Origin of the sequence: Actinocrinis sp., assembly GCF_035938995.1 — a bacterium.
Taxonomy (GTDB): domain Bacteria; phylum Actinomycetota; class Actinomycetes; order Streptomycetales; family Catenulisporaceae; genus DASZGI01.
Genome location: NZ_DASZGI010000329.1, coordinates 106,853 through 121,554, shown reverse-complemented (window position 1 = coordinate 121,554; position 14,702 = coordinate 106,853). Strand labels below are relative to the sequence as shown.

At 68.9% G+C, this 14,702-nt stretch carries 14 protein-coding genes; 7 read left to right on the top strand and 7 right to left on the bottom strand.

What is annotated here, in order from left to right; translation table 11 throughout:
• Positions 1-1,700, bottom strand: a 1,700-nt coding sequence (locus VGZ32_RS23800; protein WP_326888398.1) for an arabinofuranosidase catalytic domain-containing protein, incomplete at its 3' end; no start/stop codon positions are given.
• Between the two features lie 454 nt (positions 1,701-2,154).
• Between VGZ32_RS23800 and VGZ32_RS23795 the strand changes: the two genes are divergently transcribed.
• From VGZ32_RS23795 to VGZ32_RS23780, 4 genes are all read left to right on the top strand, one after another.
• Positions 2,155-3,201 (top strand): amidohydrolase family protein, encoded by a 1,047-nt coding sequence (locus tag VGZ32_RS23795; RefSeq protein WP_349263725.1) that lies wholly within the window; start codon positions 2,155-2,157, stop codon positions 3,199-3,201.
• A 251-nt stretch (positions 3,202-3,452) separates the two neighbouring features.
• A complete protein-coding gene (locus tag VGZ32_RS23790) occupies positions 3,453-3,842 on the top strand; it encodes a GntR family transcriptional regulator (RefSeq protein ID WP_326888396.1) in 390 nt (129 codons plus the stop codon).
• The gene (locus VGZ32_RS23785) at positions 3,839-4,828 is read left to right on the top strand and encodes an ABC transporter ATP-binding protein (RefSeq protein WP_326888395.1); all 990 of its coding nucleotides are present in this window, start codon (positions 3,839-3,841) and stop codon (positions 4,826-4,828) included. Before VGZ32_RS23790 ends, VGZ32_RS23785 begins: the two co-directional genes overlap by 4 nt.
• On the top strand, positions 4,825-5,868 hold the full coding sequence (locus VGZ32_RS23780) for an ABC transporter permease subunit (RefSeq protein WP_326888394.1): 1,044 nt from the start codon (positions 4,825-4,827) through the stop codon (positions 5,866-5,868). Before VGZ32_RS23785 ends, VGZ32_RS23780 begins: the two co-directional genes overlap by 4 nt.
• An 87-nt stretch (positions 5,869-5,955) precedes the next feature.
• Here the strand turns inward: VGZ32_RS23780 and VGZ32_RS23775 are convergent, their stop codons facing one another.
• The 3 genes from VGZ32_RS23775 to VGZ32_RS23765 all read right to left on the bottom strand — a co-directional run bounded on the left by VGZ32_RS23775 (position 5,956) and on the right by VGZ32_RS23765 (position 9,388).
• Complete coding sequence (locus VGZ32_RS23775; RefSeq protein WP_326888393.1) at positions 5,956-6,669, bottom strand: ABC transporter permease; 714 nt, start codon at positions 6,667-6,669, stop codon at positions 5,956-5,958.
• A 164-nt stretch (positions 6,670-6,833) separates the two neighbouring features.
• Complete coding sequence (locus tag VGZ32_RS23770; RefSeq protein WP_326888392.1) at positions 6,834-8,447, bottom strand: ABC transporter permease subunit; 1,614 nt, start codon at positions 8,445-8,447, stop codon at positions 6,834-6,836.
• Positions 8,444-9,388, bottom strand: a complete 945-nt coding sequence (locus VGZ32_RS23765) for an ABC transporter ATP-binding protein (RefSeq protein WP_326888391.1) — start codon at positions 9,386-9,388, stop codon at positions 8,444-8,446. Before VGZ32_RS23765 ends, VGZ32_RS23770 begins: the two co-directional genes overlap by 4 nt.
• A 281-nt stretch (positions 9,389-9,669) precedes the next feature.
• Here VGZ32_RS23765 and VGZ32_RS23760 point away from each other — a divergent pair, with 281 nt between their 5' ends.
• Positions 9,670-10,896: a sensor histidine kinase gene (locus tag VGZ32_RS23760; protein WP_326888390.1), complete on the top strand. Its 1,227-nt coding sequence runs from the start codon at positions 9,670-9,672 to the stop codon at positions 10,894-10,896.
• On the top strand, positions 10,893-11,678 hold the full coding sequence (locus VGZ32_RS23755; RefSeq protein ID WP_326888389.1) for a response regulator transcription factor: 786 nt from the start codon (positions 10,893-10,895) through the stop codon (positions 11,676-11,678). Before VGZ32_RS23760 ends, VGZ32_RS23755 begins: the two co-directional genes overlap by 4 nt.
• 88 nt (positions 11,679-11,766) lie before the next feature.
• Here the strand turns inward: VGZ32_RS23755 and VGZ32_RS23750 are convergent, their stop codons facing one another.
• The 3 genes from VGZ32_RS23750 to VGZ32_RS23740 form a co-directional block, all read right to left on the bottom strand.
• Positions 11,767-12,282 carry an AAA family ATPase gene (locus VGZ32_RS23750; protein WP_326888388.1) on the bottom strand — a complete coding sequence of 172 codons (516 nt, stop codon included), beginning with the start codon at positions 12,280-12,282 and terminating at the stop codon, positions 11,767-11,769.
• Positions 12,283-12,322: 40 nt separating this feature from the next.
• Entirely contained in the window at positions 12,323-13,180 is an 858-nt protein-coding gene (locus VGZ32_RS23745; protein WP_326888387.1) for a hypothetical protein, read from the bottom strand.
• 151 nt (positions 13,181-13,331) lie between these two features.
• Positions 13,332-13,823, bottom strand: a complete 492-nt coding sequence (locus VGZ32_RS23740; protein ID WP_326888386.1) for a MarR family winged helix-turn-helix transcriptional regulator — start codon at positions 13,821-13,823, stop codon at positions 13,332-13,334.
• Between the two features lie 153 nt (positions 13,824-13,976).
• Here VGZ32_RS23740 and VGZ32_RS23735 point away from each other — a divergent pair, with 153 nt between their 5' ends.
• Positions 13,977-14,483 (top strand): carboxymuconolactone decarboxylase family protein, encoded by a 507-nt coding sequence (locus VGZ32_RS23735; protein WP_326888385.1) that lies wholly within the window; start codon positions 13,977-13,979, stop codon positions 14,481-14,483.
• Positions 14,484-14,702 lie beyond the last annotated feature (219 nt).

Here is a 14,702-nt window from a genome sequence, read left to right as displayed (position 1 = left end):
CCCGCGTTGTCGGCGGTGACGATGTCACCGTTGGCGTGCGCGCGCAGGCTGATGCTGCCGTCGCTGTTCTGAATCAGGTCGAAGGTCTCCCACCCGCCGATCGCGGTGCGGTTCGCGATCAGCGGCGACGCGCCGGCGTTGTCCGCCGTCACGATGTCGTTGTTCGCGTGCGCGCGGAAGCTGACCGGCACGGTGTCGTGGACGAGGTCGAACTCCTCCCACGGGCCGATCGCCGTCCGGTTGGCGATCAGCGGCGACGCGCCGGCGTTGTCGGCCGTCACGATGTGCTGGTTGTTGTAAGCACGGAGGCTGACACTGCCATCGGAGTTGTGGATCAGATAGAACGTCTCCCACGGGCCGGGCGCACCGCGGTTGGCGATCAGCGGCGAGTTCCCGTCGCTCTCGGCGGTGACCCAGTCGTGGTCGGAGTGCGCCCTCAGGTTCACGGTGCCGTCGTTGTTGGCCATCATGTCGAAGGTCTCGTTGGCGCCGATCGAGGTGGCGTCCGCGATGAGCGAGGTAGTGCTGTTCGCCGCGTCGACGTACTTGCCGTTGGCGTGGGCGTGCAGGCTGATCACGGACTCGGTGTTCGGCGGGAACGTGGTGGTGTTGTTCGTGTAGCCGGCCGCGACGATGTTGGCCTGCACGGAGTTCTCGGTGGCGTCGGAGGGGAAGCCGGCCGTGACGGCGCCCTCGAAGAACTCGCCCGTGCCTTCCGGGCTGTTGTCGCCGCCGGTGCCCAACTCGATGGACGGCTGCACCTTCATCGGGTTGTAGCCGTTGGGCAGCGGCCCGGAATAGGACTGGGTCAACCCGCCTGACTGCCCGCTGCCGAATTTGAGGGTGAAGTTGGTCGTCCCGTTGTTCTTCTCCCAGGCGGACACGAACGAGCCGGTCTCGCTCTGGATGCTGGTGGGGTTGGGGCCGGTGTTGCTGAAGTACATGCCGTTCTCGAGGTCGCCGCCGACCCAGGGACCGGAGCCGGTGCAGCCGCCCGTCCAGCACGCGGTGCCGTAGTAGATCGCGTTCATGGTCGAGTTGCCGTCGTCGGAGTCGTTGGTCTCGGCCGACCCGAAGTCGAAGCAGCAACTGCCGCTCGTGAGGTTCGACGACGTCAGCATGTACATGCCCTCGGGCTGCGAGCCGGTGGGCACGTTCTTGACGTTGTCGTTGCGGTATCCGGTGCCGATGTTGTCGACCACCACGCCGTAGGCCGGCTGGCCGCCGATGGTGACGGGCAGCGCCATCGCGTTCGCGCCGATGTCGGAGCCGTTCGGGCCGGGGCCGGAGAGGCCGCTCGAGCAGCCGGAGCAGGAACTGCCGGGCGAGATGGGCAGGTTGTTGCCGTTGGACGTCTGGTCGTACAGCTGGGTGATGGTGCAGGTCGTACCGGAGCAGAAGGAGACCTGCGGCGCCGAGGCGACCACACCCCCGGCGGACTGCAGGCCGATGTTCAGGGTGCTGCCATCCGAGGCGCGCTGGATCTGGTAGAGCGGGCCGTTGTAGGAGCCGAACATGGCCCGGGTGGTGCTGTAGGCCGCCTCGCACGGCGTCCCGCCGGAGGCGTAGATGTCGCACGGCAGCGACGTGGCCGCGGAAGCAGGTGTCGCGGCGGCGAACGCGGGCACCGCGATCGCGGCGGCCAGCAGGAAGGCGGCGGCCAGCCGCGTCCGGCGTCTGAGCTTGGACAGCAAGTGCACGAATACCTCCGTCAGATCAGTCTCGTCGCGGTCTGCCGGACCTGCTGGGGGTTCTCGGGGCAGCGCCGTGGCGGCGGTGTGGGCGGCGGGGACAGACTCCAAGGCGGGTCCGACCGACAGAGATCGCGCTTCGCGGTGACGCGCGGATAAGCGAAGGCTCCCCCTGTGGGGCAGCACACATATTCAGCTGACTTTAGATGTAAGTCAAGACTGTTGACGGCCGAGAAAGCAACATTGCGACGATCTTCAGGGTAAAGACAGACTTATCTGTGGCAGTGGGCCATCGATCTCATGCTCAAGGTGTGAAGGACAGTGCAATTTTGACTGATGCCGTCAGAACTGCTGCGGCACCCGGGATCTCCCCTCGGTTCGCCGCGGCTGATCTCCAGGCGCCGGGCGCGTTATCGTGGACCGAGCTGCACACCTGATGCGACGGGGCGGAAGGGGCCTGATGGTGGTCATGCAGGTACGGGGCATCGTGTTGCCCGAGCACGAGGAACGGTCGTTCTGGATCGACGGGGACCGGTTGCGCGAGGAACCAATAGCGGATGCGGACGTCGTGGTCGACGGCGGCTGGCTGCTGCCCGGTCTGGTCGACGTGCACACGCATCCGGGCACCGAGGAGATCGGCACCCGGCTGGACGACGAAACGCTGCGAAAGCATCTGATCGATCACCGCGACGCCGGGGTGCTGCTGGTGCGGACCCCGGGCTCGGCCGGGCGGATTCCGGGCTGGGTGGACGAGGATCCGCAGTTGCCGCGGGTGCGCTCGGCCGGTCCGTGGCTCGCGACGCCGGGGCGGTTCTTCCCCGGACACGGACGCGATGTGACCGAGGACGAGTTGCTCGCGGCCGCGGTGGAGGAGGCCGCGGCGTCCTCGGGCTGGTGCAAGGTGATCGGCGACTGGATGCCGGACCAGCCGGCGCTGCCGCTGGAGACGCTGACCGCCGTGGTCCAGGCCGTGCACGCCGAGGGCGGCAAGGTGGCCGTGCACTGCCAGACCGCCGAGGGCTGCCGCAACGCGGTCGAAGCCGGCGCCGACAGCCTGGAGCACGGGATGCACCTGGACCCAGGGCTGCTCGATCGGATGGCCGCGCAGGGCACCGCGCTGGTCCCGACGCTCGGCGTCTTCAACGCCGGGGCCGAGCGGGCGCGAGCCGCCGAGCCGACCCCTCGGCGGCAGTGGTTCCTGTCCGGCTTCGAGGCGATGCCGCAGCTCGTGCGCGCCGCGCATGAAGCCGGGGTCACCGTGCTGGCAGGCACCGACAGCTTCCCCTGCGGCACCGTGGCCGCAGAGGCGCAATTGCTCGCACGCTTCGGGCTTCCGCCAGAGGCCGCGGTCGGTGGCGCTTCCTGGATCGCCCGTTCCTGGCTCGGGCTGCCCGGCCTCGCCGACGGCGCCCCGGCCGACCTGGTGGCCTACGACACCGACCCGACACTCGACGTCTCCGTGCTCGCCCACCCGAAGCGCGTCATCCTGCGCGGAAAGGTCGTCGTCTGACCGCGCCGGCCCGCATGCGGGAAGCACCCCGCTGAGCCGCTCCCGACCATGAGAGCGGGCCGCTGATCTGCGGCCCGCTCTGCTCATTCCGGCCATCCGGCAGCCGGACCGCCGGTCTCGCCGCCGCTGAGTTCTGTCGGCGACCACCGTCCGAGCCCCGGCGTACTGACAGCGCGCATTGACGCCGCGTATTGACACCGTGCCCCATCCTTCCTCTATTGTGCTAGGGAACTAGATGAATAGAGGAACTGGTGATCGAGTTCCACCTGGACACACGCTCCGGCGTCGCCCCATACCTGCAGATCGTCCAACAGGTACGCCAGGCGCTGCTGCTGGGCCTGCTGTCCGAGGGCGACCAGCTGCCTACGGTCAAGCAGGTCGTGATGAAAGTCGCGATCAACCCGAACACCGTGCTCAAGGCCTACCGGGAGCTCGAGCGCGAGGGCCTGGTCTCGCCGAAGCCCGGGGTGGGCACCTTCGTCACGAAAACCCTGGGCCAGGCCTCGCTCACCGAACACGAACCGCTGCGCCGCGACCTCGAGGCTTGGCTGACTCGGGCCCGCACCGCGGGCCTGACCGAGGCCGAGATCGAGGCCCTGATCCACAGCACGTTCCGCGTCTCCGTCGAAGAGGAGAGATGACCACGATCTTGGAAGCCCACGCACTGGGCATGCAATACGGGCGACGCCGGGCGCTCACGGACTGCACGTTGGACATCCCGTCCGGGCACGTGGTGGGCCTCGTCGGCCCGAACGGCGCCGGCAAGTCCACGCTGCTCAAGCTTGCCAGCGGCTTGCTGAGCCCGACCTCGGGCAGCATCAGCGTGCTCGGCGACGCCCCGGGTTCGGGCCCTGCGCAACTCGCCCGCGTCGGCTTCCTCGCCCAGGACGCGCCCGTGTATCCGAACCTGTCCGTCGCCGACCACCTGCGGCTCGGCGCGCACCTCAACCCGCGCTGGAATCAGGAGTTCGCTGCGCGACGGATCGCTCAGCTCGACCTGGACCCGGCGCAGAAGGCCGGGAAACTCTCCGGCGGTCAGCGCGCCCAACTCGCCCTGACGGTGGCCGCCGGGAAGATGCCCGAACTGCTCCTGCTCGATGAGCCGGTCGCCAGCCTCGACCCGCTCGCCCGCCGCGAGTTCCTCAAGTACCTGATGGAATCCGTCGTGGAGAACGGCAGCAGCGTAATCCTCTCCTCGCACCTGATCTCCGACCTCGAACGGGTCTGCGACTACCTGATCGTGCTCGTCACCTCGCGGGTGCGGCTGGCCGGCGAGGTCGATCAGCTCATCGCCGCCCACCACCGGATCGTGTGCACCCGACGCGAGCCAGACACGCTCCCGGCCGGGCTGGAAGTGGTCTCGGCCGAGCACACCGACCGGCAGAGCACGTTCGTCGTGCGCACCGACGCTCCGCTGCCGGCCGGGGACTGGGCCGCAGAACCGATGAGCATGGAAGACCTCGTACTCACCTACATGGAGACCGGCGGCCCCGGCCACCGTCCGGCGACGCCGGTTTCGGAGGCTGTATTGAATGACGCTGCGTCGAATGAGGCTGTGTTGAACGAGGCTGTCTCGAATAAGGCAGCGTCGAATAAGGCTGCGTCGAATAAGGAGGCAGGGCGATGATCTGGCTGACCTGGCGTCAGTTTCGCACCCAGACCTTTGCGGTCGTGGCCATCCTCGCCGCAGCAGCTGTCTACCTGCTGATCACGGGGACGCAGCTGCGGCACTCCTACACCACCGACCTGGCCAGCTGTCAGCCGCAGAACAGCTGCCTCGGGCTGCTGAACGCGCTCCAAGACCAGTACAGCGGCCCGCAGTTTCTCGCCGAATTCTTCGTGATGGCCGCGCCGGCCCTGATCGGGATCTTCTGGGGCGCCCCGCTGATCGCCGGGGAACTCGAGCGCGGCACCCATCACATGGTCTGGAACCAGTCCGTGACCCGCACCCGCTGGCTCGCGGTCAAGCTCGCCGCCCTCGCGCTCGTGTCCGTCGTGACCGCCGGCCTGCTCAGCCTCCTGATCACCTGGTGGGCCAGCCCGCTCGACACCATCGCGGGCAACCGGTGGGGCACCAGGGCCTTCAACGCCCGCGACATCGCGCCGCTCGGCTATGCCGTCTTCGCCTTCGCGCTCGGGGTCACGCTCGGACTGCTGCTCCGGCGCACCGTGCCCGCCATGGCCGCCACCCTCGCGGTCTTCATCGCGGTCCAGGTCCTGATGACCGCGGCCGTCCGGCCGAACCTGCTGCCCGCGACGACGACCACCGTACCGATCAACCAGACCACTATGAGTCAGGCCGAGAGGTTCGACCGCTCCGAAGCGGTGACCGGCCCCGTCACCATCGACCTGCCCGCGCCGCCGGGCGCCTGGGCCCTGTCTCAGACCCCGGCCCTCAACAGCGCCGGCCAACCGATCCAGACCAGCGAGATCCTCAACTGCTGGAGCCAGATGCTCGCCCAAGGCCCGCCCGCGTTCAAGGGCGCATCATCGGGGTTCGGCTCCCTCGGGACCTGCCTCGCGCCACTCGACCTGCACGTCGACATCACCTACCAGCCCGCCGGCCGCTACTGGCCGCTGCAGTGGCTCGAGACAGCCGTTTACGCCGTCCTGGCCGCACTGCTCGCCGCCGCCTGCTTCTGGCGCGTCCGCCGACTTCGCGGATAACGGCAAACCGGTCAACCCCGGACGTTGCCGCTGGTGATGCCCCTGCGCATCACCAGCGGCATACGTCGTGGAGTGCGCCCGCCCGCCTCACGCATCCCGCAGGCGGAGAACAGCGCCGCCGGTGAGGAGTGCTGCGGCGGCCCAGGCGGCGAGAACGCCGAGGCCTTCCCAGGGGCCGATCGGTAGCGCCGCGAGGTTCCTCGTGGCCTGGATGGCAAGACCGGCGCTCATCGGTGCGTAGCGCTCGATGCGGCTGTGCCAGTGCGGGTCGGTGACGACTCCGGCGATGATCGGCGAAAGGTAGAGCAGGCCGAGCACGAGCCCGATGGCCACGGCGGAGTCCCGTACGAGTGCTGCGATGCCGAGGCTGAGCAACGCGATCAACGCGAGGTAGAGAACCGAACCCGCGGCGGCGCGGAGCACGGCGCCGTCGGTGGGCGAGAGCAGCCGATATCCGTGTGCTGCGGTGAAGCCGTGGCCTGGCATGACAAGCCGTGCGACGAGCACAGATCCGAGCACCGCGACCGAACCCGCAATCAGCGTAAAGCCACTGACCAACGCTGCCTTCGCAGCCAGCACTGTCGTGCGGCGCGGCATCGCCGTGAAGGTGACACGGATCATCCCGGTGCTGTATTCGCCACTGACCGCGAGGACAGCCAGGATCGCCGCGACCGCTTGGCCGAGCTCGACGCCGGCGAGGCTGATCTTGCCAGGGTCCTGGTTGCAGTCGACGGTCGGGCAGGTGACAGAGGAGGACGCCGCCGCGCTCACTGCGAGCGTCAGCACAGTGATGGCCAGCACCAGCCAGATCGTGCCGGGCAGGGTACGCAGCTTGGTCCACTCTGCGTGCAGTGTCTCCCGCCAGCGTGTCCGTCCGGCGCACGGTTCTCGGTCAAGATCCGCGCGCCGTGTCGACGTCGTCAGTGCTCGCGGCTCGACAGACGGCGCCTGGCTCATGGCCCGGCTCACGCGTCCCGCCGACGCAATTGGTAGACCGCCAGCCCTAGAGCAAGTGCCGCATAGGCACACAGCACCGCGAAGCCTGCCCATGGGGAGAGCGGGAAGTAGCCGTTTGCGGGCGTGTAGTTTGCCGTGACCTGCGGATAGGCGACCAGGCTCTGCTGGATCGCGAACGCGGCGGCCGGGGTGAGCCGGGTAAGCCATTCCGCGACGCCTGAAGGCAGCACGGACGCGACCGCGAGTATGTAGGGCAGCACGATCGCCACGATCACGAGGGTGACCGTCGCGGCGCTGCGCCGTAGCAGGGTGCCCACGGCCACCGCGAGCACGGCGACGACGGCGAAGAGGGCCGCAGTGCCCACGATCAGCCGCGCCTTCGTGAGGGACGAGACCGGCAGGAGGTAGCTGCCGTGGTTGTAGGCCAGATGGTCGCCGAGCGGGAGCGCGACGGCGGCCGCGACGAGCCCGACCACGAAGGCGACTACGCCGATCACGACGACCTTCGCCGCCAGCACCCGGCCGCGCCTGGGGCTCGCGGCCAGGGTCAGGCGGATCAGACCCCGCCGATACTCGGCCGTGACGAACATCGCGGCCACGACGATGATCGCGATCAGCCCGGCGAACGCGCCGACCAGGCTCTGCTCGACAGGCCGTCCCGAGCCCTGGCCGGACGCGGGCGCGATGTCGCCGGTCCCGGTCAGGCTGAACGCACCGTCAGACTGCTGAACCTGTTCGGCCTGCGCCAACAACTGGCCCCGCGGGCTGTCGCTTCCGATGGCCGTGCCGGTCCAGGTCCCGGCGGCCGACGCGCCCTGGAGCGAGACGTCGTCGAACGTGCCGGTGGTCAGGGTCGGGCCGCCGACCGCGCTGGCGGTGCCGAACCCCTGGCTCGTGACCGTGTAGTTCGGCGCTGCCGCGAACATCCCGACCTGCACGGTCGAAGACGCTCCAGGCAGAACCGCGGTCCCGACCTCGGTCCAGTGAACCCCGTCCACCGAGTCGTAGCCGGTGACTGTGTCGCCGGAGCGGGTCAACCGCAGCCACTGCGGAGAGGCCGCTGAGGCCATACCAGGCTCACCGGCGATGTCGCGGGTGTAGTTGTACTGCATCCGCACACCGTTGCTACCCGTCGTCATCATCGCCGCATACGGCGAGCCCTGCGTCGTGTTCTCCTTGACGATGATCCCGGCCTTGGACCACGGCTGGGTGCCAGGGGTCATCCCCGCGGTGCCCGCGTCCACCTCGATGCCACCGTGCGTGGAGTACAGACCGGTGAGGGAGGTCACCCGGGCGGTGATGCTCCCGTCTCCGGCCAAGGTCTGGTGCGCGAAGTAGAAGCTGTCGGACACGGCCTCCCCGTCCGGTCCCAGCGGCGGAACCTGACGACAGGCTGCGCCGCTCTTCGAGCCCGACCCGTCCGGGCCGCCACCACACGAGATTTGACCGCCCACCGCGGCCAGGACCCCGAAAAGCACCGTGAGCAACGCCGCGAGGACGAGCCCGATGCTCCAACCACGGACGGTTCGAACCTTGGTCCATTCGGCTCGCAGCAACTGCGCGAACCCGTCGCGCCCGACGTGCACGGCGGAGCGGTAGGGGGTGACCGTGGTCGTGCTCACCGGGACACCTCCTCGGCGCCCTCGCCGACCGTCGCCGCGCGGAACTCGACAGCTTCGCGGGTCAGCTCCATGTAGGCCTCTTCCAGCGTCGCGCGATGTGCCGAGATCTCGGAGAAGGGCACCGCGCTCGAGTTCAGGTGCGTGACGACGTCTTGTGCGGCGAGCCCGGACACCGTCAGCGTGTCGGGTCCGGTGACCGCGACCGTCGCCCCCGCGTTCGCCAGGGCCGTCATCGCCGGTGTGCGCGCGGTGGTGCGCACGGTGACCCGGTCGCCGGACGCTGCTGCGATCAGGTCCGCGACGCCGGCATCGGCGATGACTTTGCCGCGCCCGACCACGACCAGGTGGTCCGCGGCGTCCTCCAGTTCGCTCATCAGATGGCTGGAGACCAGCACCGCCCGGCCTTGCGCGGCCAGCGATCTCAGGAAGCCGCGCACCCACACAATGCCTTCGGGATCCATGCCGTTGAACGGCTCGTCGAGCATGAGCACGGGCGGGTCGCCGAGCAGTGCCGCGGCGATGCCTAAGCGCTGACGCATGCCTAGGGAGTAGCCACCGGCCTTGCGGCGGATCACCGTGCCGAGGCCGGCCTGCTCGACGACCTCGTCCACCCTGCGCGCCGACAGACCCTGGGAGTGAGCGAGCCAGAGCAGATGGTTGCGGGCGGTACGGCTCGGCTGCAGCGCAGCGGCGTCCAAAAGCGATCCGACGTGGCTTAGCGGGTGGCGCAGATCGCGATAGGGCCGTCCGCCGATCAGCGCGGTGCCCTCGTCCGCGGCGTCGAGACCGAGGATCACCCGCATGGTGGTGGACTTGCCGGCGCCGTTCGGGCCGACGAACCCGGTGACCTGCCCCGGCTCGACGGTGAAGGACATCCCGTCCAGAGCCGTGGTCGGCCCGAACCGCTTGCGCAGGCCGCTCACTTCGATGGTTGCTTCCATGCCCGCAGGCTAGGCGCCAGGTCGTGCCCGGATCGTCACGCCACAGAGCAGTCATCGCCGTAGCTCACGCGAGGGACGGCGACGGCCGGCCCTCCCCCGCACGAGGGACGGACGCGTCGCTTCCAGCAGGGATGGCAAGGCGCCCACCAGCGCCGACAATAGCCATGGCGGATCACGGGTGAGATTTGACGGCACACGAGCTAAGGAGCCAAGTGAGCGCAGCGGGAGTTCGGCGTTCCCGATGGGAGCAGACAGGCCGCGGCCTGGTCACCGCTCCACGGATGCCTTTCCTCGCCGCAGTGCTTCTGGGGCTCGCCGCGCTGCTCGAACTCGCCACACGCACAACCGTGACGAGCACGATGCGTGCCGGGCTAAGCCCAGGCCAAGGCCCGAACACGCCGAACCAGGTGCTCCAAATCGGGAACACCGCAGTGAGTCCTCAGGGCGTGATCCTCGTCTACGTGTTCGCGCTGGCGGCAACCCTGACGCCTGCGGTCTTACCCCCGACCACGGCCGCCGTCGTCGTCTGTGCGGCGAACCTGCTCTCCGTCGGGCTCTTCCACACCCTCACCCTCGCCGGTTGCTGCGGGCAAATCATCGCGCTGTACCGGCTCGGGCTGACCGGATCGCGGCTGCTGGCACCAGGCCTCGGCCTCCCCTTCCTGGTGATCGCACTCGCCGCCCCGAACCCGCCCAGCTCCGAAGCGGGCGTGCTGACCGTCCTGATGGCGTCGTTGGCCCCCGCGGCAGCCCTCACCGGGCTGGCGCGGCGCGCGCTCAGCGAAACCCTCGCGCACAGCGCGGCGCAGGAGGCCATCGCCACCACCCTGCTCGAGCACACCGCCCGCGGCGAACGCGCCCGCATCGCCCGCGAACTGCACGACGTCGTCGCCCACCACATCTCGATGATCGCGGTCCAAGCCGAGACGGCCCGAGTGGCCACTCCCGGAATGCCCGACACCGGGGCGCGCCGGCTGCTGGAGATCGGCGACACCGCGCGCGCCGCGCTCACCGAGATGCGGCGCCTGCTCGGCGTCCTGCGTGAGGACGCCCGCGACACGGCGCCCACCCGCCAACCCATCGACGAGCCAACCGCCAAACGTCGGCCCCAGCCTGGCCTGGAGCAGCTCAATGAACTGCTCGACGAGGCCAGGAGCGCATCGGGAACCGGGGTGCGCCTGATCATCTCCGGCTCCCCCGCCGCCCTCGACCCCGGCGTCGAGCTCGCCGCCTACCGCATCATCCAGGAGGCCCTGACCAATGCACGCCGCCACGCCCCAGGCACCGCCGTCGACGTGGAACTGCACTATGACCCCGACACGCTCCGCCTGCGCGTGCGCGACAACGGACCGGGAGCCCCTGCCATGGCACCGGTAGGCGGCCACGGTCTGCTCGGAATGCGCGAGCGCGCCGCGGCCGTCGGCGGACGCCTTCGCACCGGCCCGGCAGACCTAGGCGGCTACCTCGTCGAGGCCACCCTGCCCGCTAAGGCAGAGGGCATCGCATGAGCAGCAGCACACCGACCCCGATCCGCGTCGTCATCGCAGACGACCACCAAGTGGTGCGCACCGGCTACTCCGCACTGCTCGACACCCAGCCGGACTTCACCGTCGTCGGCACGGCGAGCAACGGCGCTGAGGCGATCAAACTCTGCCGAAACGCACACCCCGACGTGATCCTCATGGACGTGCGGATGCCGGAGACCGACGGCATTGAGGCCACCAGGCAACTGCTGGAGCCCGCCCCGCGCTCGGGCACGAACACGAGCAAGGATGCGAGCCAGGACACGGACACCCACACGCACACGAGGCCGCGCGTCCTCATCCTGACGACCTTCGACCTCGACGAATACGTCTACGACGCGCTCCGCGCCGGCGCCAGCGGCTTCCTACTCAAAGACGTCACGGCAGAACGACTCTTCGATGCGGTAAGGGTGGTGGCGGCCGGAAACGCGCTGCTCGCCCCCACCGTCACGCGCCGCCTCATCAGCGAGTTCGCCCAGCTGCGCGCCAGCACCTCGACCCCCGCTCCGGGCACCACCGCCGAGATGGCGTTCGCCGCGCTCACCCCCCGCGAGACGCAGGTCCTGCGCCTGGTCGCCGAGGGCATGTCCAACCCGGAGATCGCCACCCGCCTCGTCGTCACCGAAGAGACCGTCAAGACGCACGTAAGCAGGATCCTGAGCAAACTCGGCCTGCGCGATCGAACCCAGGCAGTCATCGCCGCCTACGAATCAGGCCTCGTCATACCAGGCAACCGCCCCCGCACCCGCGACGAACGACGCAGCTGACTCGACGCCCCTGAGGAGAGTGAAGCCAAAGTCCGCGGCGCAATGCTGGACGCAGAGTCCAGCTCCGCGGTCCGATGCACTCTCCCTATTAGGACCCGTACTTCGACAGGAATTCCAGGGCCTCTGCCAGATTCGAGTCCAGGTCGGCGATCGAGTCGAGTACCAGCCGGTACTCGGTCCAGGGTTCGAACTCGGTCTGTCGCTGTTGGACGGCTTGCCAGCTCGGCTCGTCGAAGCCCTCGACGTCTCGGGAGCGATGTTCCAAGCGTTGGCGGTGCACCCGCGGGTCGGAGCAGACTACTTCGATGAACGCCACCGGTACGCCGCGCCGTTCTGCCAGGCTCCGCCATTGCCGGCGGGCCGGCTCGACTGCGTTGACCGCGTCGATGATCACGTCCTGGCCCAGCGCGAGCATGCCGTCGGCCACCGCCTCTGCCACGACATAGGCGGCTAACCCGGTGGGCTGGTCACGGGCCACGCCCGCACGCCACATCGCCGCCTCGATGGGGTCGACCGACACCACGGGCGCGGGCAGCGTCCGTCCGAGTCGTTCGGCGACGGTGCTCTTTCCGGCCCCGGGCAGGCCCGCCATCACGATCAGCATGAGAGCACTCTGGCACAATCGCGGTGGCTTAGGTTCGAGGTCAAGCTGCGGTCAGAGCGGCCTCGATCGCAGCGCCGTTGCGGTCGAGCCAGGCCTCGCGCCGCTTGATCACGTCCCCCACCCCCTCGTCCCACATGCGCTGCCACCCGCCGCCATCCACTTCGGCGCGGTGCTTCATCAGATGCCACGAGCGGCGGGTGCGCAGTACCGCGACCTCCACGAGTCTGCCCCGATCCCGGTCGGACATCCCGTAGGCATCGGCGAGGATACGGCAGCGCCTCGGTGCGTCGAGTTCGCGGAGCATGGGGTCGACGTCTCGCGGATCGTTGAGCGGCGCCCAGTAGAGCATCGCGTTGTACAACTCGTCGACACGGGCCGCCGGTCGCACCAGGTCGAAGTCGATCAGCGCGTAGGCCGCTGCGTCACGGAAGACCACGTTTTCCGGCGTGACGTCGAGGTGCCCGATCAGCTCGCTCTCGTGAGCAGGAGCCGGAGGCAACTCGGGCGGGTCCGAAGGCAGGACGAACGTCACGTCTTCGGGTTCGACGAAGCTCACCGCGGCGTCGTCGTAGCGTCGCAGCAGCCTACCGACGGAGGCGAGCCTGCGCTCGTCGGCGATCCACGCCGGGTACGGCCGTCCCGCGACCTCGCCGTCCACGAAGGTGAGCACCTCGCGCCCAGCCGCGTCCACGCCCAGATACCGTGGCGCGCCGTCGAAGCCAACCGTCTCAAGATGCTGCAACAGGGCGTGGATGAACGGCGCGTTGCGACCCATCGGCCGACGCACGGTCGTTCCCACGCGCACGACGCCCTCGGTCACGTCCCCGCCAAGCAACGGGATCTCGGGCTCGGACGAGTCCTCCACCCAGCGCTCCCCCGCGTGCGAGTTCGAGATCACCTGAGCACTCTAGCGTTCACACAACGGCGCATCAGTCCTCGCCCGCGCACCACTGGAGTTCGTCTGCCAGCCCATCCCAGCTCAGACGCTCACCCCCAAACTCCCCGCCCTTCCTGTAGACCTGTTATTGGCAGCTGCGACGCCTGGAACACTACCCGCCGAACCAACCGGCGACGTCAAGACGGAAGCCGCTCGCAGGAGCCATAACACGCAGGGCGTCCTCGACGCTTTCGAGACGTTCGGCACCGAGATTGGCAGCCCAGCGCGCACGGAGCTCATCGAAGATCGCGGCTGAGCGCATCAGGGAGTCGATACCCCGGGGCGTAAGCCGGACGAGCTTGCGCCTGGCGTCCGCGGCGTCGTCGATGCGCTCCGCATAGCCGAGGTGTTCGAGCCGGTCCACCGTCTTGCCCGCGGCTTGCTTCGACACACCAAGTCGGCGCCCGAGTTCGCTCGCCGTCGCGCCGTCGCGGCCGATGGCCTGCATGGCGAAGCCGTAGGCGGGGCGCACGTCTGGGTGTCCCTGGCGGGCCAGTTCGGCGTGCAGCTCGTCGATTATGCCGCGGAAGTTCGCGAACAGCAGCAGCGGGAGCTCGTAGCCCGGAACGGCGGCGGGCGGACGCGCTGCGCGGAGCTCAGCCATTGCGGAATCCGACAACCTGGTTTACGTTATAGACAACCACATTGTCGATTATAGGCGTGGCCGAAGGCCGACGCCTGCAGAGGGGGACGCGTGTCTCACGCTCCGTTTGTCTGTCACACGCTCGAATCGGCGCCGCAGGGGTCTCGCGGCGCCATGCGCTCCACGATCGAGCACCTGGGTTACCTGCCGTCCGGCGTGGGCCTGCTGGCCACCTCGCCGCACCTGCTCGAAGGCTTCTTGAAGGCGAGCGCGCTGTTCGAGAGGACGACGCTCGACCCGCTGTCCCGCGAGGTGCTCATCATGACGATCGCGACTCGCAACGGCTGCCACATCTGCATCGCCATGCACACCGCCAGGCTGCACGCGCTGGGTGCGACCACAGAAATCATCAATGCATTGCGAGGCCGACAAGAGCTGGACGATCCGCGCCTGGAAGCGATACGCCGCTTCACGCATCAGGTGATCGACGACGCGGGGGCGGTCAGCGCGGAAACACTCGAGACCTTCATGGGTCACGGCTACACGGCGCAGAACGCCCTCGAAGTGGTGTTGGGTATCGGTGCCTACACGATGTCCACGCTCGCCAACCGAATGACGCGCGCCCCGCTTGACGAGCCGTTGGCGGCGTACGCTCCGGAGGACAACAACGTCGTGCGGTAAAAGAAGAGCCGGACGAACGGGCGCAGCTCAGGCGTGCTGAGCCGCTCCCACAGCGCGCGCATCGCCTCCTCCGGGCCGTCGGTCGACGCCGCCAGCTCGGCCATCGCCGCCCGTTGCCGCGCCTCGATGGAGGAGACGACCCATCCAGGCATCGGCTGAGCAGGTCGCGATCGCAGACGCGGGCGTGCATCACAACAACGGCTAATCGAGTGCTGTGGA